The organism is Candidatus Nitrospira bockiana (assembly GCF_965152565.1).
Genome location: NZ_OZ224215.1, coordinates 1,763,006 through 1,788,316, shown reverse-complemented (window position 1 = coordinate 1,788,316; position 25,311 = coordinate 1,763,006). Strand labels below are relative to the sequence as shown.

The window sequence follows — 25,311 nt, the reverse complement described above, 5'->3', positions numbered from 1 at the left end:
TGAGGCATCGGGGTCCCGAATGGTTCCCATTCTGCCCACAGCCGACTTGTGATCCCACGCGCCATCGATCAGGCGGAAGGGACCACCGTCACGTGAACGTGCTCCATTCTCCGCTGTCGTACAATCTGAGCAGCGCGTGGCGGCGAGCCTCCTCTTGCGCGGCGGCGAGGCGGGCATCCGTCTGTGCGAGGATGGCTTCGATGAGCCGAGCGCGTTGTTTCAGAATCTCAGGCGAGGTTCGTGAGGACAGAATGGCCTGCTGGTTGAGTTTGTGGGCGCGCGCCCAGGCGTCCGGAGTCGTGGGATCGGAGATCCGCAGCGTGGCCCCTCCCGCCCCGGCGGGCGTGGAGCCCGAAGGGACCCGGTCAAGCTCCCGCAGCCGCGCGGTAAACCGAGCGAGGACGAACCGCTGCGCCTTCACATCCCGTCTCAGCCGCCGCGTCTGGAGCGCCAGCCTCACTACTTTGGCAAACTCGTGACGATCGAACGGCTTCCCAAGAACATCATGGGCTCCCGCCTGGAAGGCTTGCGTCACAACGGCCGGATTCGCCTCTCCCGTCATCATCACAACCGGCAAATGGGGTTGCGCAAGTCTGGCTGCCTGCAGCAGCGTGAAGCCATCCATGTCCGGCATCCGGAGATCGGTCACGAGCGTATCGTAGGCTCGAGCGTATAGGCGCTCCAGGGCGGTCTGCGCAGAAAGGACAGGTTCGACCACGATATTCGGGATTCGGAGCGAGAGCGTCTCGGGAAGGGCCTGTAAGAGGCCGGGGTCGTCATCGACCAGCAGGACACGGGGGGGTCTCATGAGGGCTACTCCTTTGCGTGACACAGGTGGGGGCAGGCATCGAAGCCCGTCTGTAGGCACCGCCGCGTCCTCGTGCCTTCGAAGAAAGAGTAACGGCGGCGATGTGCAATCCTGTCATCACTTCGCACGTTGCGTGTGCGTATTCTTCTTTCGCAATGCTGCGTGCAGCTTACGCCTACGACGACCTTCCACTCTGTCCACAATTGCTCACCGTAACTGTTCGTAATCCAGACAGCCAAGCATCCAACTGGTTCTCCGCCCTCTCTCGACTCTCTAGGCCGGTCCGAGCACTCAGTGGTCGGTCCACGAGTTGCACCCGGTCATCTTGAATATGGCTGGGCGAGGGCGAGTGGTCAGCATGTGGCCTCCTAAGGGAGATCCCGGCCTGGTTCCAATCGCTCGGTTTGAAGAATTGAGAGGGTCAGCAGCCGGGCGCCACTTGCTTGCCTGGGCAGTCAGTCGTGAAGGACAACACTGAGGAGGGAGGTGTGCACGCGCAATTCGCCGGTCGGAGCCGTGAGTGCGGAGAAACGCTTCCGTGTGGCCTTCACAAGCGGCAACGGGATGGAGGGATGCAGACATTATGTGGAAAAGCCGTGAGAATCGTCAACATTAGCCAGGTGAGTACGCCGTCGGCGAAATAAGGAGCCGCGAAGTCCGGCCATCACCTTCGTCACCCTTGGGGTTCTGTGGGTGACTCAGTGTCCCAGGCGTTGCAACAGGCGTTGCAATGCGGTGCGTAAGGAGATCGTGAGACCGATGACAGACAGCCTATCGATCAGCCACGCAGAATCGAAGTGGTACCCTGCGGGGTCCATTTCGGTAGTCGCTCGGGTCCCGATGATCATAGTTGTGAGAGCCTTCGCCGAAGGTGAGCACCGAGCCCCCCGGCTATCCCGCTCGAATCGGACGCCAAACTCCACGATGTCTCTTGCGTGTTCCAGAACGGCAAACTCACCGGCTGATAAGACGTAGGGACGCATACACCCGGCGGGGCGCTGCTCATCTAGTAATGCAAGGTCATGGTCAAATCTAGGTTCCGCCCGTCGTACAGGAAGCTGGCAGCAGAAAAGGAAGGCGCACCGACCATGCCTTTTGCGTCGTTCGAAAAACCGTAGCCTTCCGTGGGGATGCCCATCCAGTTGGTCTCGAGCTTGCCGTTCATATTCTCATCATGAATGACGGCCATCGCATACGTTCCCGGCGGAATGTCTTCGAAGTCGCAACGTGCTTGCGTCTTCCGAATTTTTATCACCATCACATTCGTTGCCGAGCTCAGAAATTCAACAGGAAAACCAACTGACGATTCGAAGAGCGCGCACGCTACGGTTCCAGTGCTGTTTCTAATGTTCAGAATCTGCACGTGAATGCCGGGGCATGGGGATTGGACAAAGGCGACGGCGGGAAGATCTGCAAATACCAGCACCGCAAACAATGCGATGCACCGAACTCCCATGGGGTTCCAACCAGAACGGTCGTCTATGGTTGTCCCCTGTTCAATGCTCCTGACGCTCGCCGGGGTCCTTGCAGCTCGATGGCACTTGTCATCTTCGAGAGTATCAAGAATTCTTGGACCTTTCATGCGTCACTCCATCTAGCCAATGATCCATCCACTCCTCAGGATGTATTCCAATTGGCCCTCCAAACACAAAGCCTTCACCTATCGAGAAGGGCAGGAGATTGGGCCTCCTCGTCAGTCAGATATTCCGTGAGTTCCAAGGTGGGTTGAGATTATTCCCCCGCTTTTCCCATTTTGGAGCAGTTCCCTTGTTGAGGCAACGGCATCCTGCCGGACCCGTTCTACGACAAACGGTATCGCTGTAGCTACAGGGCAGATATGCCATCGTCGATAGGGACTATGGCAACCACACTCGAAGGGGGGAGTCTGACAGATGGCGGCGGCATGGCCATTTCAAAGGGGCGCCATCAAGGGGACGGCCGAGGTCGGTGGCGACATGGGAGCCGCGACCAAGGCGGCCATTCAGGGGATCCTGCGCGGCACGAAGGAGGTCGGCGTCGGAACCAGCGAAGCGCTCAGCGCGAGCGCGGTCGTCAAAGCGACGGCGGAGGTAGGAGGCGACCTTGCAACGGCTGCGCGGAACGCCGTGGAGGGCGCGATTGCAGGCGCCGAGGGGATGGGCCTCAGCGCCGAAGAGGCGGCAACGGCCGGGGCGCTCAAGGGCGCCGGGGAGATCAGCACGACGGCAATGAACCAGGTCCGAGACGTAGTGACCGGGACCACCAGTGGCGTCAAGGTTGTGGTGAAGGAGCCGTTCAAGTAGCTGGGGAAGCAGTGTACCTGAGCCCCGTCCCAGGCACCGCGTAAGGACACTCTCGACGTCCTGCGGTGAGCGCCCTTTGCTCTGTCGCCCGCGGCAGCCTATCTGGGGCCGCCTTTTTGACGTCTAGACACTCGATCCCTGATTTCGAGCTGACATGGAGACCACGTGCGACCGATCCCGGTCTGTTCGAATCGCCCAAGTTCAAGAACTGCTGCGAGGGGCTGCCGAGAGCGAGCGCTCCTCGAAGGGGCAGTCAGTCGTGAAGGATAACACTGAGGAGGGAGGTGTGCACGCGCAATTCGCCGTTGTAGTCAATGAAGCCCAGTTTGCGAAACTTATTCAGAAAGAAACTGACGCGTGACCGGGTGGTGCCGACCATTTCGGCCAGCGTTTCCTGGCTGATCTTCGGAATGACCGATTCCGGCTTGCCTTCTTTCCCGAAGTGCGCCAGCAACAACAGCACCCGCGCCAGTCGCTTCTCGCTCGAATTGAAGAGTTGATCCACCAAGTCCTCTTCGATGCGAATGTTGCGCGACAGCAGATACGCCAGGAACAGCTCGGCGAAGCTGGGTTCTTGGTGGAGCACCGCGATCATGGCCGTCTTTTCAATGCGAACGAGCGTAGACTCTTCCAGTGCAGTCGCTGTCGCCACTCGCAAAAGCTGCCCGGCCAGGCAGGCCTCCCCAAAGAAGCTCGCTCGCTCCAAGATCGCAATGACCGCTTCTTTGCCTTGTTGGGACACGACAGTGAGCTTCACCTTTCCTTCTTGGATGTAGAAGATGGCATCAGCCGCATCCCCTTGCGAAAAGAGCACCTGGTTCTTTCTGGCCTTCAGAATCGTTTTGCCGCTGCCGACTTTTGCCAGAAAGGTCTTAGGATTGAACGGTGCGGGAGATTTGCGGGGCATACACTCCTCTGTCGGTCAGTACTCTCGTCATGTGTCGGGAAGGCGAGCCGACACGCTCTAGAAAGAGGCTGATAACCTGAACGGGGTTATTATGTTCAAGCACTGCTTTCTCCGTCAACTTAAAGCAATCGAGCTGTCGGCGGCGTGTTCCCTTGGTTGGCAGCGTGATGCCGCGGGCGCCTGCGCCTTACGATGTGGGCTTTAATCCTCGCTCAGCAACTCCAGCTCGCCGGCGGTCAGCGTATCGAGCGCCTGGTCAAACGCCGCCTTGAGCTTGCGGTACCGGACCCTCGCATGAGGCAGGATGGCCTTCAACGTCTCGCCGTCCAATAAGGCGGTGAGCGCCCCGGGCGTCGCGTGCTTCAGGTGTTCGAAATTCACGATGATGTCGAGCCGAGTTTTCTCGGCCGCCTCGCCGATTCGTTTCAGCAGCTCTTGCGTGCTCAGCCGATCCAACGTGCCTTCCAGATCGACAAACAAAGCCGCATACCGATCATGCCGCTTGGCTTTGATGTTCAGCGACAGCTCCTTCACAGGAATGGTCGTGGAATCGAGCTCCTGGTTGACCCCGTGCAACGCATTGGGGATCAGGTGCTCCCGCTCGCTGGTCAGCAGCTTGGCGTGCAACCCCTTCAGGACCTGGGCCACCGGGGAGAGGGTGGCGGTCGGGCACGCTCGCTTCAGCAGCTTGCGAAATTCCCGATTCATTTCCAGCCGGGGGATCAATCGTTGTTTCGTGGCGGTCAGCCGCCGCCAGATCGACGGCAGCGAATAGAACTGATGGTTGGCCCAGAAAAAGCCGTCTTGGAGTTGCTCCGGTGTCATCCGGCTTGGATAGAAGACGACGTGTTTTCCGTCATAGTGCGCCCAATCCCGGTCGAAAATGCGATCTGTGCGCTTGTAGCGCTCATACAAGGCGGTGCCGGGGAGCGGGGTAAGCACATTGAAATACGCGAGCTCCACCTGATTCGTCACCAGGAATTCCACCGCCCGCTCGAACACCGATTCATCGTCGTGATCGAAGCCAAAGACAATGCCCGGGTTGACCATGATCCCATGATCGTGAAACATCTTGATCTCGTCCGAAAACTTCTGGACCCGATTGAAGGGTTTGTTGGTTTCTTCCAGGCAGTCTTCATCGAGCGACTCCATCCCGACGAAGACGGAGACGCACCCGCTCTCCGCCGCCAGCTTGACCATGTCGGGGTCATCACCCAGGAACATCGTGGACTGGCACCCCCACTTGATGTTCAGGGGCTTCAGGGCGGTCCACAGTTCCTTGCAGTAGGCCCGGTTGCTGTTGTGCAGGTCGTCGACAAACGCGAAGATGGTGCCGTCTTCGACCCCAAGACGGATGCGAAGCCCGGTCACCAACGCTCGCCACAGGGAATCGTTGGCCATGCGCTCGACCAATTCGCCGCGAATCCACTGTTTGATCTGGGTCAGTTCCTTGATCACTTCTTGAACCGGCCGGCGCCTGGTCGTCTTGCCGTTAAAGGGGGAGACACTGCAGAACTCGCAATCAAAATGGCACCCGCGCGTGGTGAAACTGCACTGTCTGGTCATATAGGCATCAGGGCTGAGCAGGTCCACTCGCGGACTCTTATAGTGTTCCAAGGACGGAAACGATTCCATCTTGTACAGGCGCTTCATCGCGCCCGCTTCGAAATCGGCGATGAGCTCGGGCCAGAGATCCTCCGCCTCGCCGCAGACGATCGCATCGCCATGCTGCAGCGCCTCTTCCGGGCAATAGGTCGGATGGACGCCGCCCAACACGACCGCCTTGCCCCGCTTCCTGAATTCCGCCGCAATCTCATAGGCGCGGGGGGCATAGCAGGTCATGATCGACAGCCCGACGAGATCGCAGGGATGGTCGAAGTCGATATCGTCCACCGCCTCATCTACGAGATCCACGTGCCACCGTTCAGGGGTGTAGGCTGCGATCACCGGCAAACTGAGTTTCGGGAACCAGACCGCGCGCCGTTCGGATGCGGTCAGATGATAAGGATTGTGTCTGGGATAGGGATCCACCAATAGGAGCCGTCGTGACTGCGAACGTCCGGCGCCCCGAGATGGCCGCCTCCCTTGAGTGAGCTGCACGGGTCTGTCCTCCTCGCCGAGGTCTTGAAAATAGTCCGACCGCCTATCGACCCCGAATGGATTCATGCTCGATTGGCACGGGGTCTCGAGAGTCCGTTGGCGGTCTCGCAGCCATGAGCAAGACTGCCAGCGTCTCCTGACGCACCGACGGCGGCAGACAGTCCGGTGTCGTTCCGCCCTCAGTTTTGGACTGTGCGCAGCGCGGGCAGAGATGCGGCCCTAGCGTGGTGAAGCACGCGTCCGAATCCACGGAGCCGCATTGGCAGCACGAGACCGGTCCATGCGGGGATGGCTCTGTGACGACCAGGCGACTCGACAGGTCATGGTCGCCTCCTCAGGTGCGGAAAGCGGCGGCATCTAGGACGATGCGCAAGATGATCAAGTTTATTGTGCCTGCCGGGCAGGGGACGGCGCTGGTCAAAAGTGCTCAATTCGGCGTTGCCCTGCTCGAGCGCAGCGGAGAATGTGCAGCCTCACGGGTGAGGCCGGCGCGAGCCGTATTCATGGGCATAGACATAGGTGAACTCCGCGCCTAAAAAGAAAATCAAGGCCGAGTAGTAGACCCATATCAAGATGGCCATCAGTGAAGAGGCGGCGCCGTACATGGAGGTCATCGCAGGGCCGCCAAGATAGACCCCGATCGCCCATGTGCCGAAGGTGAAGAGCGCAGCCGTGACCGCTGCCCCCCACCACACGTCGCCCCATGCGATAGACCCCTCTGGAAGTGACTTGAACATGAGTGCGAAGAGCACGGTGATCACGATCGGCGACCCCGTCGCGTCTACGATGGTCATGATGAACTGAGGCCATGGCATTTCCCGGTGGACGAATTTCCCAACCGCCGCCAGAACGGCGTTCATGATGAGGGACATTACGAGAAGAAACCCCGTGCCGATCACGAGAATGAAGGACAACAATCGTCTCCTGACCACTCCCCAGAGCACGGAACGTCCCTTCCCAGGGATCCTCCAAATCACGTTCAACGCATCCTGAAGTTCACTAAACATGCCCATCGAGACGACGATGAGAGTCACGAGGCTGACGAGCGTCGCGACCGTCCCGTGCACCGGGTGACCGGCACTGTGCAGCATGTTGGCCATGGCTTCGGACCCGGGTTTCCCGATCAGGCCTTCGAACTGACGAAGCAGCTCCACTTGCACGGTTTCCGCATCCACGACCACAGCCGCAACGGCGACGGCAATCGTCAACAGGGGGGCGAGGGAGAAGAGCGTGTAGTAGGACAAGGCGGCGCTCAACCGCCACGGATTATCGAGCCACCACTTCGTGGCCGTCGCCGAGAGCAACTTCATGACTCTCTCGATCGCCATGCTTCGTTCCAATTGAATTCCGTGTTCTTCTAGTCGGCCGGCCCTGGTTTATTTCAAGTGGTGCATGGGAACTGATTGATACGGATGCGCGGCCAACAACACGCTTCAAAGCTGAGCAATTATGCACACCCTTGACACATCCATGGGCATAGAATCTCTACGAGCCTATGCGCAGGTCGTGACCCACATGGACAGAACACGCGAACCATCGGAACGAGACCCCCTGACCCACCGATCGCTCTTCGATCGCCCCGTGAGCGGGACCACGATCGGGCTCATGGAAACACTCGACGGTTGGGGCTACATCACCGCTGGAGTCAGCTTTCTGGCACTGGGGATGGTCGTCTTCGTCCATGCCTGGTATCTCTTCGCGACGACGGTCGGCACGATGGTGCTCCCTGCGGTCCTGGCTCTCGTTCATGATTTGTTGTTGGTCATCATTCTGTTGGAGCTCTTTCGCACGATCATTAATTTTTTGAAGACCAAAGTCATTACGCTGGAGCCGTTCCTCTACATTTGCATTATCGCATCGACCCGGCGCATCCTCACCACCGGAGCGCAGATTGCCTATATGGAGGATCTGACCGATCAGGTGTTCTATCGGTACCTTCTGGACCTGGGTGCCAATGTGTTGGTCATTGTCGCACTCGTCGTCGCGGTCTATCTTGCACGCAAGACCGTGCAGCCGGCCGGGGTCTGATGCTCGCTGTGGTTCCGCGTCAGATGCCTGTACGTTCTCTCTCATCGAGAACTAAGGAAGACACCGCTCCATCGGGCAAACACAGTGTGCCGCAGCCCCGTCCCAATCAACGCGAATCGGCGGGGCGGCCCCCAGTAGTGAGCACGTTTCCGGGCGGCACGACGACTGCTTTCCCAACCACGTGGGAAAGGATGGCCTGCCGGCTTCTCTCGTTGTACTCGTGGAGCCACGTCTCGAGATCAGCCTGGAGGTCCTCGATGGTTACTCTCCTGCTTCGCACTTTTCTAGGCTTTGAATGAAGGGGGTGAGCATGTCGATCGGGATGGGGAAACTCGTGGTCGAGTTCTTTTCAGCGGCGATCTCCACCAAGGTCTGGAGATACCGCAGTTGGAGGGCCATCGGCTGCCGGCTCATGACGATGGCGGCGTCCGCCAGACGTTCTGCGGCCTGGAATTCACCTTCGGCGTGAATGATCTTGGATCGCCGCCCACGTTCCGCTTCGGCCTGTTTAGCGATCACGCGTTGCATTTCCTGGGGGAGGTCCACATTTTTCACCTCGACCGCCGAGACTTTCACACCCCAGGGCTCTGACTGCTGGTCAAGGATGAGCTGGAGCTGGCTGTTGATCTCTTCCCGCTTGGCCAGGAGATCATCGAGCTGACTCTGGCCGAGGACGCTGCGGAGCGTGGTCTGAGCCATCATCGAGGTGGCATACAGGTAGTCCTCAATCTGGACAATCGCTCGCTGCGGATCGACCACACGGAAATAAATGACCGCGTTGACCTTCACGGACACGTTATCCCTCGTAATGACGTCTTGGGGCGGGACGTCCAAGGCGACGGTCCGGAGGCTCACACGCACCAGCTTGTCGACAAGTGGAATGATCACCACGATACCAGGACCCGTCCCGCCGACAAGGCCGCGCGCCACTCTTCCAAACCGAAAAATCACGGCACGCTCATATTCGCGCAGCACCTTGAAGCCTATCGCCACAAGAACAGCCAGCAAGACCAGCAGAATGATGGGACTAACGATCAACTCCATGCCGGGGCTTCTCCTGGTCAGGTGAGAGACTGGACGAAAAAGGCATTCTCGGATCTTCCTCCCTGCTGAGCAACAATTGATGACGATTGGGTGACCTTCGATCAGTTCAGAGGAACGAAAGGCCGCTCAGAATCCTTCGGCGTCTATCCAGGGCTAGGACCAACCAAGCATGGAGGAGCGAGCCACTTTACCGTTCCGCTTATTTTGAAAGGAAGAATGTCAACAGGATAGTACCTACCATGATGAGCAGGATCAGCATCACTGTAAGCTCGACTCCGATTTCACGCCGAATGGTCGGCCAACAAGGCCAGTTCATTGGTGACCCATTGTTCGAGAGCAAGGTGAAGTCATTCACCCAGATCAACGATTTTATGAAGCAGCGGATTACAGCCTCCCCCACATCCCATCCGATCGAGATGGGCCTTCGCTTTGTCCGCTGCCTCTTTCGTAGCCCAGAGAGAGAAGGAAAACTCCCGACAGGGGGCGATCACGGCAAATGGCCCCTCACCGCTGAGCCATCGAGCATGTTCCCCCCACTTCTGCGTAGCTTTCGTACGCCAAGATGATGTGGCCATGCTCTTGCCCACCTTCTGGATCGATCATTGACCAAGGGGCGACAGGACGGGTTCACCATTGAAGTCGTCTCGTCGCCTGAACTCTGGTGCGCTCGCGTGCAGAGAGGCTCGCCGACTCGCTGCGCCAATAGGGGGAGCTAGTCGTCGTACTGAGCCCCTCTTCGGCTTGGTCTTCATCTTGATAATTCGAGCCAAAGGATACTCGCCTTTGACATGGGCTGGTAAGTGCCAGCTGAGATCGGAAATCGTGTCATCGTGTCGAGCAGGACGGCAGCTTGGCACGCGGAGTCCATGGAGGCCCCGGCGGCATGGTCGTCAGACCATGCCGCGTCGAGGCTCATTACAGGTAATCGCTTATCCGGCCTTGCGAATTTCGATCACATGGCCGGCTTCATTCAGTTCCACGGTAATCGCCGTCCCCTCTTTCATCCCGGAGAGCTTGCTTTCCCCGTGTTGAACGGCAAATGTCCGTTCCCCTTCCGGCAGCATGAGCTTGATCTCTTTCATATCCCCCGAAGCATAGGTCAGCTTGCCCGTGATGAGCCGATGAATGCCCTCCTCCCCTTTGACATGGTGATCGATTGCAACATTGTTGTCGCTCACCCACAGTGTCAATTCGTCGCCAACCTTGATGTCCGGCGGCGCGGTCTTGGCATTCAGGCTATATCGTGCCCCGGGCGTCTTGACGAAGACCTGCCCCGACTTGATCTCCGCCACCACTCCCTGCAGCGTGATGCGGAAACCGGGCTTCGTATGAGGGACGGCGGTCAAGGCGAGCACCAGGTCCAACTGGCGGTGCACATCGATGACCTCACCCTTGTCGTTCAACTGCACGGTGATCGGGGCGCCTTCCGCAAGACTGCTGAACTTCGATCGATTTCGTTTCACGGTGAAGTCTTTTGTGCCTTCGGGCGTCCAGAGCTTGATCGCGTCCTGATCCGAGGACGTATAGGCCAAGTTGCCGCGAATCCAACGGTGCTCCGGCCTTGCCGCTCCCTTGGGATAGGCGTCAATGACGACATTGTTTTCATTGACCCACACGGTGATCTCGTCGCCGACCTTCGCATCGGCCAGTGCATCCGACTGAATGCTCATGTGGCCCCATGCTGTGGCGACCGAGATGCGCCCGGAATCAATTTTGGAGATGGTCCCGCTCACTTTTGTGGTCATGTCCCGATCGTCGGCTCCTACTTGGGTCGCCATGACCGGCATGAGACACGCCAAGGCCCACACAAGGATCATTGTGTTTCTGAGTCTGTTCATCATGATGGTCTCCTTATCAAGGATGCTTGTAGATCATCCACGTGCTGCTGCATCTGTCTGAGCGCATGGTCGATCTGTGTGACCGAGCAGTGGCGCAGGGTATGGATGCTCTTCCCCGTCCACAACCGAAGAGCCTTTCGGGATGGTGAATTGAGCGTCAGCACATAGGTCCGTGGTGTGTGCTTCATGATGTCCCTCCTTTCTGCGAGCGCAGTGAACCGAGGCTTGGACGGGCCGCGGGTGTGGCATCCCCTTGGTCCCGGTCAAGCTGCTCGAAAGACAGCGTCAGTGGCATACCTCCGGGCCGGCGGTCGCAGCCTCGTTCATCTTGGCTGAGTGACCGCCCTGGCCTGACGATGTTTCCGATGCCTCCACGGGAGAGGCCGGTGGCGATGCGGTCTGCATCGACTCCTTCAGTTGCTGAATAGCCCTCGCGACGGCCTCTTCCGTCGATCCGAACCGATCTCCCATGATCTTGATGGCATGATTGATCGCGTTCGTCATCTTCGTGATTTGCTCTTCGCGTGTCATAGCGCCGGTTTGTCCCATGGTCTTCTCTCCTCCTCGCGGACGTGACGCGTGAGGGCGACGAACGCGAGCCCGATCGTCACGGTTGTGTAGGCTTTCATAGCGCCGTAGACGCCCTTCGTTGAGAACGGACCACTACTTTCCCGGTCAGAGCCGATGCCGAGACGTCACCGAGAAGTCGTTCCGGCAGAGCAGCGGTTGACCGGGGCAAGAGACGGCGGTCGATGTGCCCGACGATCGGGGTAGATGATGTAGATAATGGCGGAGAAGCTGCGGAGACTGAGGAATCGATCCCGCCCTGAAGGAGTCAACGGGCGTGAGGGATAGGACAGTCAGCGGGGCTTAGCGCGTCATGACCGCACTCTACGCCCTCTAGAACACAGGGTCAAGGAGTATCGCAGCGTACCGCGATCCTTGATTTTCGGGGTGTAGCCATCGGTCTCGATGTTCGTCCAGAGACCAGAGCCGTTGTGGCCGTCTCGCCATCTCCGAACCACCCGAAATCGCTCATCCCGCCACCTGGGAACGGCGTGGTGAGTTCCGAGTCCTCATGCCATCCAGTCCTTTTCTCAACCTCGTCTTGACCAGGCTCCAAGTGAGGCGTACGATGCATCCGACGTTCTGAGCTACGCTGGCTGTCCTGTCCCTCGCGCCTTCCGCCTTCTATTTCCTAGGGCGATCGATTTCTCAGTCCCCGCTGCTCCAACGCCGGCTTCTCTCACCACATTTCACCGTTCCGGTAGATTAAGGAGTAGGCGCCATGAAACCACACACCCTTGTAGCCCTCGTGTTTCTCTCCCTAGCGGTTCCCACGCTCGCCATTGCAAACCCGGCCATGCTGCCCAAGCATCCTGGCTACCCGTCTCAAGGAGACTTTGCGAATGATACCGGCCAGCGCAACTTCACCGCGGAGCAATCACTCGCAAAAGCAGCCATCGCGGAAGATTCTCACAGTATGCAAAGCCTACGGGAGGAGAACAATGACAGAGTGCTCAAGTCCCAGGGAGCGGGACGGCTACCGACCGTCCAGGGACCGGACATCAAAATTGAGCCGCCCGTAACCGAAGCAACACGGATGCCCAAGTAGCATCCTTCACATACGACAGGCTGAACCACGGGACAGTGCGACCGCTTAACGAGAGAGGAGAATTATGGAAGTCAACCGATTTGTTCGGCATATCGTCATGGTCGGATCGTTGACGGTGATCGCGTACCTGTCGGGGGGGCCAACCCAGGCAGCGGATCAATCTTCGGCAGGCACGAGCGGTCTTGCTTCAGTGGAGCGCCTTCATATCATGGCCTCTGGCGCAGCTGAGGACACATTGGTGGCCTGTCTTGGCAGGATTCCCAAGGATGCCAGCGCCGGACTGCAACTGATCGCTCAACAAGGCTGCGAGCGGGACGAAGAGGCACGGAAGTCGATCCAAGGCCTGCCGCATCACTGACGGCGCACCGCCGGCAACAGGGCGCCCCCCTAATTGGAGTCGGCATTCGCGGACAGGTCGTTCACCCAACGATCTGTCCGCCAGGCGAGGAAAACTAAGATTACGTGTGCGGCTGCCCTTGAGAAGATCCCGACGAAGGCGGGGACGAGAAGCATCTCCAATCAGGAGGGATTGGCCTGTCCGCCTGAGGGGGTCGTAACGCCACACCGACACTTGGCTCGAAGCTCCGCAATTTCCTTTTCGAGCTGGATCATCCTCAACTCGCGGCCTACAACGGCTCGCTCGAATTCCTCGAGCTCGTGGACGCGTTGAGCCCGTTCGAGCTGGCGTTGCTGGAATCGAAGGTCCCGCACCAGTTGCTCGCGTTCGTGCGCCAACGAACGATACCGCTCTTCGCTGGCGCGGAGGGCCTCTTCCGCTCGTTTCCGAACCGTGATGTCCTGAAAAATGTTCACGGCTCCAATGATGTCGCCATGTTCGTTTCGGATTGGCCCGATGTTCACCTGGACGGTGATCAAAGACCCATCAGGACGCTCGATGACGACCTCATCACCGTAAACGGTTTGCCCTTCTGCGAGAGCTTTCGCCATCGGCGTCCGATCATGGGGCAGCGGCGTCATATCGGGAGAGAACAACCGGAAGGCGCCGCAGAAACGGTCATCGGTGTCGTTGCATCGAGGCTCCCGTCCCCACAGCTCGACGGCCCGGCGATTGTAAAACTTGATGACGCCGGATGGTGCCTCGCAGACATAGACGGCAATGGGGAGAAGATCCACGATGTGGCGAGTCGAGGAAGGATCGGATCCGATGAGAATCTCGTTCAGGTGGAGCATGGAAGGGCCTACGGATATTCGCTCCGGTAGTCCAGGCGGGATCATCCTAGCCGTGACGGTCACGTAAATCAACTATGCAATCTCCGTCAGCGACAGGAACAGGACATCCGGGTCGCCCCAACGGCGGCACGAGAATCACCCGAGGACTCTTCAACGACGTCTCACCTCTCTCAGGGAAGGCCGTCACCCAACTCCATCTCTACGGGCGATCGCTGGAAGAGCCGGCTCGGTGGAGATCGATGATGGTCCCGGCCTCGTTCACCTCCGCGGTCACTATCGCCCCTTCTTCGATGCCCCCGGTCTTGATTTCCAATCGCTCAATTGGAAACACCTTCTCGCCTTCAGGTGTGGCAAGCCTGATTTCCTTTTTCGTCTTGCCGACATACATCAATTTACCGGTCACGAACTGGTGCGCACTTCCCTCGCCCTTCGGATGAGCCTCGATCACCGTGTTGTTCTCGTCCACGAGGAGCACGAGCTCGTCGCCTACCTTTGGAACCTCATGCCCATGCCGCTTCGCGGCGTTTGGGTTCAGCGTAAACGTGCTTCCATCCGGCGTTTTGACCATCAGAAGCCCCGAGCGTTCGCTGATGACCTGGCCGGATACCTGACGATGGCCCGGTGCCTGACCTTCCTTCTCGCCTCCGGCCCAGACCGTCACCGGCACGACGAGCACAGTGCTGAGCAGGACGACAGAGAGCGTGGGGAAATGACGTGGTTTCAACATGACAGCCTCCTTAAGAAGCGGCGCGTGTTCAGAAGTAGGAGCGGCTTCCTCTCGGACACGGGGGTAACCATAGGACAACCCGTTCGCATGGTCTGTCGGAGACGTCGTGGACCGGGTGTAGTGTTTTGGCCGCTTGCCCGCAGTGCTCGGGAACCTCTCGTGGACCGTGTTCTCCTCGACGACGACGTCCAGCACTCCGCGGATCTGAAACCACTCGCCTTCGAAAAGGCCATTTCATTTCGGGTCAACACCACGGCGCTGAGGGGATCGGTACCGGGCGATAAGGATAAGTTGCACCAAGTCCTGACCAATCTGATTCACAACGCCATCAAGTTCACTCCTGAACGAGGGGAAATCTCGATCGTAGGCGAGACACGACCTGACGGTGTCGTCATTTGCGTGAGCGATACGGACCGGGCATTCCCGATGAGGAACAGCCGCGGATTTTTGAGCGCTTCTATCGTGGGTTGAAAGCACCGGCGGATAGACCAGGTACCGGCTTGGGCCTAGCCATCGCCAAAACGATCGTGGAGCTTCATCACGGACGGATCTGGGTGGAGAGCAGAGCCGGTCAAGGCAGCCGCTTCTATCTCGCTCTTCCTGGACCGATTGCAGGCTCGAAGCAGGCGTGACGCCGCGGCTCTGAAGCAACCCGAACGTCACTCCTCAGGTCCTTGGCCCTTCTGCTTCCCTTCGAATCGAAGGATTTCATCCCGCAGATAGGCAAACACCCATGCGAGGAGTAGCGCCAACCAAATGAGAAGGCACGCAATGGTCCGATTCGTCCCGGCAAAAGTAGGCTCCGGACCGGGCGCCGAATAGAGATACCCGGCAACGGTCAGGACCGTGGCAAGAGCCGCAAGACCGGCGGACCATTCTAGCCGGAGTACTAATCCGGCAATGAAGACGGGGATGACGTACCCCATTGGGACCACAACCCCAAGAGGAGTCGCGAGGTCCACGAGAAAGATCAGGAGCAGACACGGAAGAATCGCCCTTCTCATCCAGCGGATTTTCCTCAAGAGCCGGTCCGGCTGTACGACGAGAGCGAGGGCTGAAAATACTTCGCCGATCATCAGTGTAGCCTTACCAACACTTCATGAATATCCTAATCGCAACGACAGCCAACTGTCTCCACACTCTGACGACCCGTGCACACACTTCTTCTTGCGTTCAGCATCCAACATTAGGAGCCGCGCTGCACGAGTACTTGGAAGAATCCGGCATCCCATGCCGGCGTGTCCGTATCGAGACACTGGAACGAATTCACCGTGCATTTCAAGATGTCCCGATCCTTGTGGTGTCCCTCGCTATGGATACGAGCTCAAAGACCTGGGCTCGGGCTGGAGCAAGAAGAGGGATTTCAAAAGCGCGGCTGCATGAAGAACTGCTCACGGCGATCGAAACGATCAGGCAGGGTCGACTGTACTTTGCGCAGGCGGGCCAAGGGGAAATGAGACGGTGACTGTCGTGCATTCGCTCGGACTCCCCCTGATCTCTAGCGTGCCACCCAATGCATGGGCTTGCTCTCGCATGCTTCTGATGCCAATGGAGTCCGCCGCAGTGATGCGACCGGGGTCAATACCGATTCCGTTGTCCCAAATTGTCAACGTGACCCCTCCCTCGCTCTCCGCCAAGCTGGCGCGCACCTTCGTCGCCTGGGCGTGACGCGCGACGTTACAGAAGGCTTCACGCCAGATGCGGAGAACGCTCTCCGTGTGTGCCTCGTTCAGCCGAACCGATTGAACGTGCATCTCGACCTCAAGGCCGGTTAGTTTCCGGAACCGCTCGCTTTCCGCTTCTAAGACCTCGCTGAGAGGTACATCCACCTGCCCGGGCATCTCGAGATCAAGAATCATCCGCTGAAGCGCTCCCAGTGCTGTTTCCAATTCGAAGACCAGAGAGGACAACTTCTCATCTATCCACCCGTGAGACGTTGGATCGGGTTTGTTATGGACCTGCCGTATGCGCAGAATTTGAAGCTTAGCAAGGGCAATAACTTGAGCCACGCCGTCGTGGAGCTCACGACCAATCCGTCGTCGTTCTTCCCATCGAATTTCATCCCTGCTTCTACTTGGTCGATCCATGGGATCAGCCTCGTGCACGGCTCAGGATCCATGGGGTTCTTCGGAAACAATCACCGGCCTCTGCCTCACATTTGGTCCGTAAGGTATCCTAATGCCACTAAACGAGGCTCGCAACCAGGTAAAGGCCTTCTTTGCTGTCGTTGGAAGGCTTACGTAGGTCAGAGATCCGAACGTATGCCTGAAGCCGCCGTTTGCCGGGCCTTACGAGACGCTTTCTTCTTCTTTCCGCTTGAAGGGCCGTGATGCAGCGCGTGGCTTCAACGGGTGGATAGTTCTTCTTGCAGAAATCGCCTTTTCAACGTCTGATACTGGGTGGCTAGAGAGCGCAGAAGCAGGGGTTCCAGGAGTGATGTTGAAGGGATGGCCAACGTCTCGAGGTAACCGATGGCGCGTAGACGTCCGCGACAGGAAGACGGCTGGCGCTCTCGATAGAAAAGGGCCCCGTTTACCTGACCTTCTTTGAAAGCAAGCCGGCGATCGCATCTAAGAGCACAACCCGGTCCATGGGCTTGCGAAGCAAGCCGCTCGCGCCATGAACCCGAGCCCTGTCCTCCAAACTATCATCCACATGCCCCGTGAGCAGCAGAACGGGGACGTCGGGTGAAGATCCTCTGATGCGATCGAGTACCGCAAAGCCATCGACCCCGGGCATTGCGATATCACACAGTACCAAGTGATAGTCGTGTTGTCGTAAGCGTTCAAGGACTCCTGAAGGGCTCTCGCAGGTGTCGACGATCACGTCCGGCAGATGGTTCATCAAGAGCTGGGGAAGAGCAACCAGCAAGGCAGAATCATCATCGATGATGAGCACCCTCGACGCACGGGCCTCTTCCCTTTGACCGCTATGTGGCGGCACAGGTCCCCTCGAATTCCCCGATCCCGCTGAAATAGTAGCGACCTCGCGAGAGCGTATGGATAGCGGCGTGCAGTTGCCCGTACAGTGACCCTTTCGACACGTATCCTCTCGCTCCGGCTTCGATCCAAACGAGGGGAAGATCGGCCGCTTGAAGTGACAAGACCGGGATGGGCAGATCGGGATAGCGGTTGTGCAGCGCCTTGACCGTCTGCAGTTTCGTGAGGTCGGGATCTTGCAGATCAAGGACGAGGACCTCCCATTTCGCTGTATCCAGGAGGAGGCGTAGGTGCTGGGAGGAGGCGACGGTGATGCAATGGAGGTCAGGGGCTTCTGCGAGAAATTCTCGCAGCGCCAAGCGGAGCTCCGGATGCCGAACGGCAAGAAGGATTTTGATCATACGAACGGCAGCCAGAGCACCGAGAGCCGTCGGGGCTTGTTTCACCCCCGGGGGGTCGGCTCACGGCCGTGCCACTCTGTGACTGACTCCATCGTGACATAGCATTTTGCAATCAGAAGCACAAGTGAGGAAGCCATGTTATTTGGCCTTAGTAGGAGCCCTGAGGAAGGACTGACGACCGCACCAGTTAACGGGGTTTCCGGGGGACCTTCGTTCGGCGTTTGGATGGCCGCCGTTGAGCTGAAGACGTCTCTTCCTTGGTCATGAAATTGAGCAACAGCTCCACAGCGCCGGGAATTCGCGACTGCCCACTCGCCCACCGAGCCACGGTGCTCAGGCTGACATCAATGAGACGGGCAAAGCCTTCGTAAGTCAGCGATAACTGATGCAGCCGCTGTCTGAACTGCGCAGGCGTCACAGGGCGAAGCTACTAAGTTCTTCACACTAAGTCAAGTGACAGTTTGAATGAAGCCCGGGCCTAGCGGCCTAAGGCCACCTACCAACACCGTTGGCAGATTCAACAAGGGAGGCATGCAGCCATGTAGAAGGTGCTGTTACGTCGAACAGCGAATTGATCCACTGGAAGCCAGCCGATATGATCACCGCATGCTTATGCATTTTGAACAATCGCAAGAAGAACCAACGAGACGTCCCAGATGTGTGGATTGACCCGTGGTCTTCTCGGCCTCGTGGGCTGCTTGGTCGTTGCGGCTGTAGATGCCGTCACACCACTCGGCCGGAGCACCCCGATCCTTTACCTGATCCCGGTGTCATGGCTCTCTGTATGGTCACCACCTCACGACCTGTGGTCACCCTTGGTCACCGCGATCGCTGCGACCGCCCTTACCGTCGGGGCGTATTACGTCGCCCCCGTCGCGGAGTGCGCCCAGATGGCCTTTAGCAATCGAACGCTGGCGATTGTCGTGATGTGGTCGGTGATGGTGGCGGTCCTGACCCGAAAGACGTATGAGCAAGATCGCCTGTGGCAGGCGGCCGAAGCGCCAAACAGGCGAAGGACCATGAGACGAGATTGAGCCGTGCCGCAACGAGGATCCACGTGCTGCATGGCAGAACAATTCAACCGTGGCAGCTCTCGAGGAAGACGGGGAAGGTGACGGAATCAAACAGGCGAGAGCTGAAGCGGCTCTGTCCAATGGTTGGCTGGCTTAACGGGTGATCGGTCTTTCCCGCAGCTCGTCCCGAACACGGAGCAGTACGCTCCTCCGAATACTCGGAAGTGAAAGGACGAGGAGCGAGTTTTGGGGATCGATGAGCAGTCCGCGCGTCCCGGCAAAATGTCCGGAGACCACTTCGACCGGCGTCCCCTCCTCGCTATAACAGTGCGGGGTGCAGTAATCCGGCGCGAGCGAGATACGCTCTAACAATGCCCCCTCTTCTTGGTCGAGTACCTTGAGAGCCGCATCGGCGAAGATGAGGATCTCCATGAGATCCGGATTCGGCAACGTTCGGATCTGCTCCATCTGCTCGCGTTGCAGGAAGCAATAGCCCGGAAAGAGCGGCCATTGGATCAGTTTGTCGCGATCCTTCCAGCGGCTCACCCGCTTGCCCAACGGCAGCAGGTAGGTGACGCCGATACTGGTGAGGATCGTCCCAGCCAGTTTTTCACATCGCGATGTGGTCGGGATGGCACACCACGCACCCTTGCGCTCGTCGGGGTCCATCGTACTGCCTTTTCAGGAACCGTCACAGCCCGCTTGTACACCTTCCAGAAGGAGACTGCTGTCGGGCAGGCCAGTGGTCCCGACCGTCGATCCTTGCTCCTCGTCACGTCTCCTTCTGCTTTCGGGTATTCCTCTACGCCCGGGTACGCGAGTCGCCTGTAAGCACCCGCGTCTTTCGTCGCCTTTTTGATCCTCCGGTCCCATCCACCCTCAAGAGTGGCTCAAGGGTGCCTTGAAGTCTGGCATGCCTGTGCAGGTCCCTCCCGGCCCCTTTGAATGCCGAATGAATGCCACTCAGTTCAGCATCCCATTGAAAATGAGCTTACAATCCGATACACGGCAGGCGACGGACCGTGATGAAGGGTGTTCGTCGGGAGACGACGCGAGATGGCCTACCAGCCCATTGAGAACTACGGGATCATCGGGAACATGCGCACGGCGGCGCTCGTGGGCATCAATGGATCGATCGACTGGTTCTGCTTTCCGCACTTCGACTCACCGAGCGTGTTCGCCGCCATCCTCGACGACGCGAAGGGCGGACGGTTCGACATCGTCGCCCAGGACGAGGGGATCAGAACCAAGCAGTTCTACTGGCCGGAAACCAATGTGCTGGTGACCCGCTACCTCTCCCCTGACGGCGTCGGGGAGATCGAAGACTTCATGCCGGTCGGCCTGCCGCGCCACTCGCCTTGGCACGATCAACTGGTGCGTCGCGTCAGGGTGACGCGGGGCTCAATGCCCTTCCAGATGCGCTGCCACCCCGCCTTCGATTATGCCCGCGCCGCGCACCGTACGGTGCTCACGGAGCACGGAGCCGCCTTCTATTCGGCGGCGCTGAACTTAGGACTGGCGAGCACCGTCCCGCTCTCGGCGGACGATCGGGGCGTCCATGCGCAGTTCGTCCTGCAGGAAGACCAATCCGTGGTCTTCGTGCTGCGGCGGCTGGAATCCGGTGAGACGTGCGGTCGCTGCCCCTCAGGGGACGAGGCGCAGGAGCTCTTCGAGCGCACGGTGAACTACTGGCACCGCTGGCTGTCCGCCTGCACCTACATCGGCCGCTGGCGGGAGATGGTGTACCGGTCCGCCCTCAGCTTGAAGCTGATGACGTTCGAGCCGACCGGCGCCATTGTCGCGGCGCCCACCTGCAGTCTACCGGAGAGCCCGGGCGGGGTCCGGAATTGGGACTATCGCTACACCTGGATCCGGGACGCATCCTTTACGCTCTATGGGCTGCTCAGGATCGGGTTCAGGGAGGAAGCGGATCAGTTCATGGAGTGGCTCGAGGCCCGTGTCCGGGACGCCGCGGCCGGCGAGCCGTTGCAGATCGTCTACGGCATCGATGGCCGGGCCGATCTGAAAGAATCGACGCTCGATCACCTAGAGGGCTATCGCGGAGCCAGGCCGGTGCGGATCGGCAACGGCGCATACCGGCAATTACAACTGGATATCTATGGTGAGCTGATCGACTCCTTGTACCTGTACAACAAGTACGTCTCGCCGATCGGCTACGACGCCTGGGCGGTGATCCGGCGCCGACTCGACTGGCTCTGTGACAACTGGCAGCAGCCGGATGAAGGCATCTGGGAGACACGAGGCGGCCGCCGCCACTTCGTCTATTCCCGGCTGATGTGTTGGGTCGCGCTCGATCGTGGCGTGCGGCTGGCCGAGAAACGATCGTTTCCCGCGGATCGTGCTCGCTGGCTGCGCGTTCGGGATCAGATCTACGAGGAGATCATGGCGAAGGGATGGAGCGCGAAGCGACAGGCGTTCGTGCAGCACTACGACAGCGAATCGTTGGACGCCTCGAACTTGATCATGCCGCTGGTGTTCTTCCTCGCGCCGAACGATCCGCGGATGCTCCGCACCCTCGACGCCATCGGCCGGTCGCCCAAGCACGGGGGATTGGTGTCCGATGGTCTGGTCTACCGGTACGACAGCGAGACGGGTGAAGACGGCTTGCACGGACGGGAGGGCACTTTCAACATGTGCACGTTTTGGCTCGTGGAAGCCCTGACCCGAGCCGGCCGTCTTGATCGCACTCGCCTGCGCGAAGCACGCCTGCTGGTCGAGCGGATGTTGGGGTACGCCAACCACCTCGGGCTGTACGCCGAACAGATCGGACCCAGCGGCGAAGCCCTCGGCAACTTCCCCCAGGCCTTCACGCACGTGGCCCTGATCAGCGCCGTGTTCAATCTCGATCGTACCCTGAAAGAGCGCTAGCTCCGAGCCGCAACTCACAATGGCGGCACGCGACAGCCTTCACGAGCAGAGGTTCGCGACAGTGGACAAGGCTAGTCACGTCTCGGCTGCTGGTCAACCACCTCGCGCCGTTCCCGGCACGCGCGCTGCATCGGCAAATCCTCCGGTGCCAACTCTTGCCCGTTCGCAAAGACCTGAACGGCAGCTGCTTGCCCTCCGGCGCGCTCTTAGAAATGTTCGGGTGCTCGCCACTGTCGACACTCAGCATGCGAGTGAACTCTCGTCAGGGAGACATGGAGCGTTCGGCCGGCTTTCCCCACGCGGACCGTTTCATAATGATCGATGCGCTCCCCATGTTTGACACGGTCCAAGATCTTCAGCTCCTTCTCCAGGATGGGCTCGGGGATCAGGAGGGTGACCGGCTTACCCAGCGCTTCGTCCGGGGTACACCCATAGAGTCGCTCGGCCTCCTTGTTCCAGCTTGTCATGATGCCTGCAAATCGGTGCTGATGATCGCGTCGTTGGAAGAAGTCACGATTGCGGCGAGTAATGCGGTCAGACGTTCGACCTCTTTACGCTCTGTGATATCCATGTTGATGCCGACCATCCGGAATGGCCGACCCTGCTCATCTGGAAAGACACGGGCGTACGCCACGAGCCACCGAGGATTTTCGCGTGAACGATTCCACATCTGTGTCGTCAGAAGGCGAAAGCGTTGCTCTCCACATTCCCATCGGATAACCAGGGACTCTGTTGTGAGTGCGGTCGAGATGCGGGAGGTGGAAAAAAGCAAAAGGCCCGCTGATCCTTCGACCAACGGGCCTTAGCTTAGACGGGATTGGCGCCGGCCGCCCAATGGAAGCCGCCCCCTGCTCGATAGAGAGCAGCGAGCGCTTCTGAAACCGCTATCTCGGCCTCTGTTGCCTGGCCCCACACGTCTTTCTTGCCAGCTCGACATCGATGGCAGGCATAGAAGGCCGACGTGAAAATCGTCGTTCATCGTGTCACTCGCCGACCTTTCCGTCACGTTTTTGTTCATGCCGCTCTAGTGCGGCCCCTGCTAGAGTGCGGAGTTCGGCACAGCGCCTGGCATTTCGCTGTGACGAGCCATGTTGCAGGTCGGCAGGCGTCAGGGTGGGGGGTGAGGAGGAAGCTACTTCAGACTTTACTGCTGAGGCTGGATTGAACCGCGGGATTCGTTGTAGCGAATCGGATAGGTGCGTGCCACATAGAGAGGGCATTCGAATCCGCCGTTATGCGTGAGACCGGTGAGCACGTTCTCGGCGTCCTGCCTACTCGCCATCTCAACAAAGGCATAGCCAAGCGAGATGCTATTGGCGTCCTTGGCGACCCGGACATGAACAACCGCGCCCCACTGTTCGCACAAGGTACGGAGGTGGTGGTCGGTGACCCACAGGGGAAGCCGCTCGATGCACAAGGTGTTGAGCATATCAATGCCTCCTTGCATCCCGATGTCGGGGCTTAAGGATGAACCGGAGAGCCGGATCGTTGAGTAGTTGAGTAAAGGTTGCGGCCTTGTTGCAGCGCGAAGCCGGACGGGGTTCTGAAAGCAGAACGATGCCCTGTCACTCACAGAGAAAGGAGATCGAGATGATAGTCTTGGAAATGTCCGAGCCGAGTGGTATCGGACGATTGCGACGTTTCCTGTCGGAGAAATACCGTCTGCTTCGGGACCGCTCGCCCCGTAAGTCAGAATTGAACGACGAGTGGCGTTTGGTGCACGGCGTCGGCATCAGCGTCCGGAACGACGTGAGAGGCATGGCGCACGAGAAAATGAATCACGTGATTCCGGATCTTGTAATAATGCGGATGCTCGATAATCGTCTCTCGTGACCGTGGGCGTGGAATGGCCACGTCCACGAGTTCGGCGATTCGGGCGCAGGGCCCGTTCGTCATCAACAAGATGCGGTCCGAAAGCAGAATCGCCTCGTCCACGTCATGCGTGACCATGAAGACCGTATTCCTCGTCGCGTTCCACATCTGGATCAGCTCTTCCTGTATGACACCGCGCGTGAGGGCGTCGATCTGGGCGAACGGCTCGTCCAGAAGCAGAACCTTGGGTTCAATGGAAAACGCACGTGCGAGCCCTACCCGCTGCTTCATCCCTCCGGAGAGGGCGGCCGGGCGTTTCTCTTCCGCTCCCTTCAACCCCACAAGCGCGATGTATTTCTTCACGTGCGCAGCAATCTTCTCGCGATCCCAATCCGGGTACGCGGCGCGAACCGCGAGCCGGATGTTTTCGAAGACCGTCATCCAGGGCATGAGTGAGAAATTCTGAAACACCACCATGCGGTCGAGTCCGGGGCCTGCGACCTCCCGGCCATTCAACAGAATGCCCCCTTCCGAGGCCGTCTCGAGGCCCGCCACGATATTGAGCAACGTGCTCTTGCCACAGCCCGAATGCCCGATCACGGTGACGAACTCCCCCTTCTCGATCTTGATCGTCACGTCTTTGAAGATGCACACGCGTCCAGGGCCGGTCGAACTGGGAAAATATTTCGAAACATGATCAATGACAAGAAATGCCATGGTGCCCTGCCCTCTGGGTGATCGTGCGGTTGCTCTGAACCGGCGGTTGGGAACTTCTTCCTGCGCGTACCACCCGTCACTCCTGGTACGTGACGAGCCCCGCCAGCTTGTTGAATCCGGAATCCAGGACGACTCCAACGAACCCGACCACGAGAATGGCGAAGATGACCCCGCTAATGTCCAGGTTGTTCCACTCGATCCAGCTCAGGTAGCCGACCCCCAATTCTCCGAGCAGCATCTCGGCGGGAACGACGGCGACCAGCGCGCTCCCGAACGAGATCCGAAGCCCGTTCACGATGGTCGGTGCGGCCCCGGGTAGGATGACCTTCAGCAGCTTCTTGGGCCAGGACAGCTGTAAGATCGCCGCGACGTGGAGATAGTCTTTTCGAAGCGAGGCGACGCCGAATGCCGTCGTGGCCAGCGTCGGCCAGATGGCGGCCATAAAGACGACCAGCACGGCGGTCCATTTCGGATCCTTTACGGTATAGAGGAGGAGCGGCATCCAGGCCAAGGGGGAGATCGGCTTGAGGACCTGGATAAACGGATTCACGGCCCGGAACAGGACCCGGTTGAGCCCCAGCAGCACGCCAACCAAGATGGCCACGACGGAGGCCGTCACAAATCCGGCCGCGAAGCGTGAGACCGTATAGAGGACCAGGTAGCCGATGCCATGATCGTTGGTACCTTTTTTCACGAACGCTTCGCTCAACTCAGCCCAGGCCTTTTCCACCACCGCCAGCGGTCCCGGCACACCTCGGACCTTCTCCTTGTCCGGGTTCCACGCGTAGCCTCCGTCGGGCGTTCTGATGATGTCGCCGTTGAACTCCATGAGCTGAAGCTCATCGGCCGACAGGCCGGTTGGGTCGAAGGCTCCGCGCACGGTTGACAGATGCCACGTCAACAAGAACACGACGAGGAGGAACAGCGAGATCAGCAATGGGTTTCCTGTTCTCTGCACCATGTCCGTCTCTCCCCACAGCCGGCGTTGACGTAGCAGCCG

The 25,311-nt window shown here is 59.0% G+C and carries 25 protein-coding genes and 1 pseudogene; 7 read left to right on the top strand and 19 right to left on the bottom strand.

The annotated features are described in order from the left end of the window. Nucleotides 1–88 precede the first annotated feature (88 nt). Entirely contained in the window at nt 89–808 is a 720-nt protein-coding gene (locus tag ACWHYV_RS08855) for a response regulator (protein ID WP_447980273.1), read from the bottom strand. 1,006 nt (nt 809–1,814) lie between these two features. Further along, nucleotides 1,815–2,390 (bottom strand): DUF2141 domain-containing protein, encoded by a 576-nt coding sequence (locus ACWHYV_RS08850; RefSeq protein WP_447980272.1) that lies wholly within the window; start codon nt 2,388–2,390, stop codon nt 1,815–1,817. Between the two features lie 310 nt (nt 2,391–2,700). Here ACWHYV_RS08850 and ACWHYV_RS08845 point away from each other — a divergent pair, with 310 nt between their 5' ends. Beyond that, nucleotides 2,701–3,090, top strand: coding sequence for a hypothetical protein (locus ACWHYV_RS08845; RefSeq protein ID WP_447980271.1), 390 nt, complete (start codon nt 2,701–2,703; stop codon nt 3,088–3,090). A 253-nt stretch (nt 3,091–3,343) separates the two neighbouring features. Here the strand turns inward: ACWHYV_RS08845 and ACWHYV_RS08840 are convergent, their stop codons facing one another. The 3 genes from ACWHYV_RS08840 to ACWHYV_RS08830 form a co-directional block, all read right to left on the bottom strand. Then, nucleotides 3,344–3,997, bottom strand: a complete 654-nt coding sequence (locus ACWHYV_RS08840; RefSeq protein WP_447980270.1) for a Crp/Fnr family transcriptional regulator — start codon at nt 3,995–3,997, stop codon at nt 3,344–3,346. A gap of 201 nt (nt 3,998–4,198) precedes the next feature. Then, nucleotides 4,199–5,911, bottom strand: coding sequence for a B12-binding domain-containing radical SAM protein (locus ACWHYV_RS08835; protein WP_447980269.1), 1,713 nt, complete (start codon nt 5,909–5,911; stop codon nt 4,199–4,201). 659 nt (nt 5,912–6,570) lie between these two features. Continuing rightward, a complete protein-coding gene (locus ACWHYV_RS08830; protein WP_447980268.1) occupies nt 6,571–7,425 on the bottom strand; it encodes a YihY/virulence factor BrkB family protein in 855 nt (284 codons plus the stop codon). 187 nt (nt 7,426–7,612) lie between these two features. Between ACWHYV_RS08830 and ACWHYV_RS08825 the strand changes: the two genes are divergently transcribed. Further along, on the top strand, nt 7,613–8,125 hold the full coding sequence (locus ACWHYV_RS08825; protein WP_447980267.1) for a phosphate-starvation-inducible PsiE family protein: 513 nt from the start codon (nt 7,613–7,615) through the stop codon (nt 8,123–8,125). A gap of 261 nt (nt 8,126–8,386) precedes the next feature. On the opposite strand, the gene ACWHYV_RS08820 is transcribed toward ACWHYV_RS08825, so the two are convergent. Both ACWHYV_RS08820 and ACWHYV_RS08815 read right to left on the bottom strand, forming a co-directional pair. Beyond that, on the bottom strand, nt 8,387–9,169 hold the full coding sequence (locus tag ACWHYV_RS08820) for a slipin family protein (RefSeq protein ID WP_447980266.1): 783 nt from the start codon (nt 9,167–9,169) through the stop codon (nt 8,387–8,389). Between the two features lie 929 nt (nt 9,170–10,098). Then, nucleotides 10,099–11,010: a hypothetical protein gene (locus tag ACWHYV_RS08815; protein WP_447980265.1), complete on the bottom strand. Its 912-nt coding sequence runs from the start codon at nt 11,008–11,010 to the stop codon at nt 10,099–10,101. A gap of 1,285 nt (nt 11,011–12,295) precedes the next feature. On the opposite strand from ACWHYV_RS08815, the gene ACWHYV_RS08810 reads away from it, so the two are divergent. Together ACWHYV_RS08810 and ACWHYV_RS08805 are read left to right on the top strand one after the other, a co-directional pair. Further along, on the top strand, nt 12,296–12,622 hold the full coding sequence (locus tag ACWHYV_RS08810; protein ID WP_447980264.1) for a hypothetical protein: 327 nt from the start codon (nt 12,296–12,298) through the stop codon (nt 12,620–12,622). A 64-nt stretch (nt 12,623–12,686) separates the two neighbouring features. After that, entirely contained in the window at nt 12,687–12,980 is a 294-nt protein-coding gene (locus ACWHYV_RS08805; protein ID WP_447980263.1) for a hypothetical protein, read from the top strand. 161 nt (nt 12,981–13,141) lie between these two features. Here ACWHYV_RS08805 and ACWHYV_RS08800 read toward each other — a convergent pair whose 3' ends face one another. Together ACWHYV_RS08800 and ACWHYV_RS08795 are read right to left on the bottom strand one after the other, a co-directional pair. Then, nucleotides 13,142–13,813 (bottom strand): PAS domain S-box protein, encoded by a 672-nt coding sequence (locus ACWHYV_RS08800; protein WP_447980262.1) that lies wholly within the window; start codon nt 13,811–13,813, stop codon nt 13,142–13,144. Nucleotides 13,814–14,012: 199 nt separating this feature from the next. After that, nucleotides 14,013–14,540, bottom strand: coding sequence for a hypothetical protein (locus ACWHYV_RS08795; RefSeq protein WP_447980766.1), 528 nt, complete (start codon nt 14,538–14,540; stop codon nt 14,013–14,015). On the opposite strand from ACWHYV_RS08795, the pseudogene ACWHYV_RS08790 reads away from it, so the two are divergent. Then, nucleotides 14,427–15,172: pseudogene (locus tag ACWHYV_RS08790) on the top strand (sensor histidine kinase). The gene ACWHYV_RS08795 and the pseudogene ACWHYV_RS08790 overlap by 114 nt on opposite strands. A 27-nt stretch (nt 15,173–15,199) precedes the next feature. On the opposite strand, the gene ACWHYV_RS08785 reads toward ACWHYV_RS08790, so the two are convergent. The 4 genes from ACWHYV_RS08785 to ACWHYV_RS08770 all read right to left on the bottom strand — a co-directional run bounded on the left by ACWHYV_RS08785 (nt 15,200) and on the right by ACWHYV_RS08770 (nt 17,880). Next, a complete protein-coding gene (locus ACWHYV_RS08785) occupies nt 15,200–15,544 on the bottom strand; it encodes a hypothetical protein (RefSeq protein WP_447980261.1) in 345 nt (114 codons plus the stop codon). A 405-nt stretch (nt 15,545–15,949) separates the two neighbouring features. Beyond that, a complete protein-coding gene (locus tag ACWHYV_RS08780) occupies nt 15,950–16,627 on the bottom strand; it encodes a sensor histidine kinase (RefSeq protein WP_447980260.1) in 678 nt (225 codons plus the stop codon). A gap of 445 nt (nt 16,628–17,072) precedes the next feature. Continuing rightward, on the bottom strand, nt 17,073–17,438 hold the full coding sequence (locus tag ACWHYV_RS08775; RefSeq protein WP_447980259.1) for a response regulator: 366 nt from the start codon (nt 17,436–17,438) through the stop codon (nt 17,073–17,075). A gap of 31 nt (nt 17,439–17,469) precedes the next feature. Next, a complete protein-coding gene (locus ACWHYV_RS08770; protein WP_447980258.1) occupies nt 17,470–17,880 on the bottom strand; it encodes a response regulator in 411 nt (136 codons plus the stop codon). Between the two features lie 815 nt (nt 17,881–18,695). Here ACWHYV_RS08770 and ACWHYV_RS08765 point away from each other — a divergent pair. Continuing rightward, the gene (locus ACWHYV_RS08765; RefSeq protein WP_447980257.1) at nt 18,696–18,914 is read left to right on the top strand and encodes a hypothetical protein; all 219 of its coding nucleotides are present in this window, start codon (nt 18,696–18,698) and stop codon (nt 18,912–18,914) included. A 132-nt stretch (nt 18,915–19,046) separates the two neighbouring features. Here ACWHYV_RS08765 and ACWHYV_RS08760 read toward each other — a convergent pair whose 3' ends face one another. Then, nucleotides 19,047–19,562, bottom strand: a complete 516-nt coding sequence (locus tag ACWHYV_RS08760; RefSeq protein ID WP_447980256.1) for a transcription termination/antitermination NusG family protein — start codon at nt 19,560–19,562, stop codon at nt 19,047–19,049. Nucleotides 19,563–19,949: 387 nt separating this feature from the next. Here ACWHYV_RS08760 and ACWHYV_RS08755 point away from each other — a divergent pair, with 387 nt between their 5' ends. After that, complete coding sequence (locus tag ACWHYV_RS08755; RefSeq protein WP_447980255.1) at nt 19,950–21,782, top strand: glycoside hydrolase family 15 protein; 1,833 nt, start codon at nt 19,950–19,952, stop codon at nt 21,780–21,782. A 206-nt stretch (nt 21,783–21,988) separates the two neighbouring features. Here the strand turns inward: ACWHYV_RS08755 and ACWHYV_RS08750 are convergent, their stop codons facing one another. The 5 genes from ACWHYV_RS08750 to ACWHYV_RS08730 form a co-directional block, all read right to left on the bottom strand. Next, nucleotides 21,989–22,249, bottom strand: a complete 261-nt coding sequence (locus tag ACWHYV_RS08750; protein WP_447980254.1) for a PAS domain S-box protein — start codon at nt 22,247–22,249, stop codon at nt 21,989–21,991. After that, nucleotides 22,246–22,416, bottom strand: coding sequence for a hypothetical protein (locus ACWHYV_RS08745; RefSeq protein WP_447980253.1), 171 nt, complete (start codon nt 22,414–22,416; stop codon nt 22,246–22,248). The genes ACWHYV_RS08750 and ACWHYV_RS08745 overlap by 4 nt, the downstream gene beginning before the upstream one ends. Nucleotides 22,417–22,926: 510 nt before the next feature. Then, complete coding sequence (locus ACWHYV_RS08740) at nt 22,927–23,211, bottom strand: RNA recognition motif domain-containing protein (protein WP_447980252.1); 285 nt, start codon at nt 23,209–23,211, stop codon at nt 22,927–22,929. Nucleotides 23,212–23,471: 260 nt separating this feature from the next. Beyond that, nucleotides 23,472–24,248: an ABC transporter ATP-binding protein gene (locus ACWHYV_RS08735; protein WP_447980251.1), complete on the bottom strand. Its 777-nt coding sequence runs from the start codon at nt 24,246–24,248 to the stop codon at nt 23,472–23,474. Between the two features lie 139 nt (nt 24,249–24,387). Next, nucleotides 24,388–25,272, bottom strand: coding sequence for an ABC transporter permease (locus tag ACWHYV_RS08730; RefSeq protein ID WP_447980250.1), 885 nt, complete (start codon nt 25,270–25,272; stop codon nt 24,388–24,390). Nucleotides 25,273–25,311: the final 39 nt, after the last annotated feature.

Coding starts and splice junctions, on each gene's coding strand:
- ACWHYV_RS08855 (WP_447980273.1), bottom strand. CDS start 808: ATGAGACCCCCCCGTGTCCTGCTGGTCGATGACGACCCCGGCCTCTTA.
- ACWHYV_RS08850 (WP_447980272.1), bottom strand. CDS start 2,390: ATGAAAGGTCCAAGAATTCTTGATACTCTCGAAGATGACAAGTGCCAT.
- ACWHYV_RS08845 (WP_447980271.1), top strand. CDS start 2,701: ATGGCGGCGGCATGGCCATTTCAAAGGGGCGCCATCAAGGGGACGGCC.
- ACWHYV_RS08840 (WP_447980270.1), bottom strand. CDS start 3,997: ATGCCCCGCAAATCTCCCGCACCGTTCAATCCTAAGACCTTTCTGGCA.
- ACWHYV_RS08830 (WP_447980268.1), bottom strand. CDS start 7,425: ATGGCGATCGAGAGAGTCATGAAGTTGCTCTCGGCGACGGCCACGAAG.
- ACWHYV_RS08825 (WP_447980267.1), top strand. CDS start 7,613: ATGGACAGAACACGCGAACCATCGGAACGAGACCCCCTGACCCACCGA.
- ACWHYV_RS08820 (WP_447980266.1), bottom strand. CDS start 9,169: ATGGAGTTGATCGTTAGTCCCATCATTCTGCTGGTCTTGCTGGCTGTT.
- ACWHYV_RS08815 (WP_447980265.1), bottom strand. CDS start 11,010: ATGATGAACAGACTCAGAAACACAATGATCCTTGTGTGGGCCTTGGCG.
- ACWHYV_RS08810 (WP_447980264.1), top strand. CDS start 12,296: ATGAAACCACACACCCTTGTAGCCCTCGTGTTTCTCTCCCTAGCGGTT.
- ACWHYV_RS08805 (WP_447980263.1), top strand. CDS start 12,687: ATGGAAGTCAACCGATTTGTTCGGCATATCGTCATGGTCGGATCGTTG.
- ACWHYV_RS08800 (WP_447980262.1), bottom strand. CDS start 13,813: ATGCTCCACCTGAACGAGATTCTCATCGGATCCGATCCTTCCTCGACT.
- ACWHYV_RS08795 (WP_447980766.1), bottom strand. CDS start 14,540: ATGTTGAAACCACGTCATTTCCCCACGCTCTCTGTCGTCCTGCTCAGC.
- ACWHYV_RS08785 (WP_447980261.1), bottom strand. CDS start 15,544: ATGAGAAGGGCGATTCTTCCGTGTCTGCTCCTGATCTTTCTCGTGGAC.
- ACWHYV_RS08780 (WP_447980260.1), bottom strand. CDS start 16,627: ATGGATCGACCAAGTAGAAGCAGGGATGAAATTCGATGGGAAGAACGA.
- ACWHYV_RS08770 (WP_447980258.1), bottom strand. CDS start 17,880: ATGATCAAAATCCTTCTTGCCGTTCGGCATCCGGAGCTCCGCTTGGCG.
- ACWHYV_RS08760 (WP_447980256.1), bottom strand. CDS start 19,562: ATGGACCCCGACGAGCGCAAGGGTGCGTGGTGTGCCATCCCGACCACA.
- ACWHYV_RS08755 (WP_447980255.1), top strand. CDS start 19,950: ATGGCCTACCAGCCCATTGAGAACTACGGGATCATCGGGAACATGCGC.
- ACWHYV_RS08750 (WP_447980254.1), bottom strand. CDS start 22,249: ATGACAAGCTGGAACAAGGAGGCCGAGCGACTCTATGGGTGTACCCCG.
- ACWHYV_RS08740 (WP_447980252.1), bottom strand. CDS start 23,211: ATGCTCAACACCTTGTGCATCGAGCGGCTTCCCCTGTGGGTCACCGAC.
- ACWHYV_RS08730 (WP_447980250.1), bottom strand. CDS start 25,272: ATGGTGCAGAGAACAGGAAACCCATTGCTGATCTCGCTGTTCCTCCTC.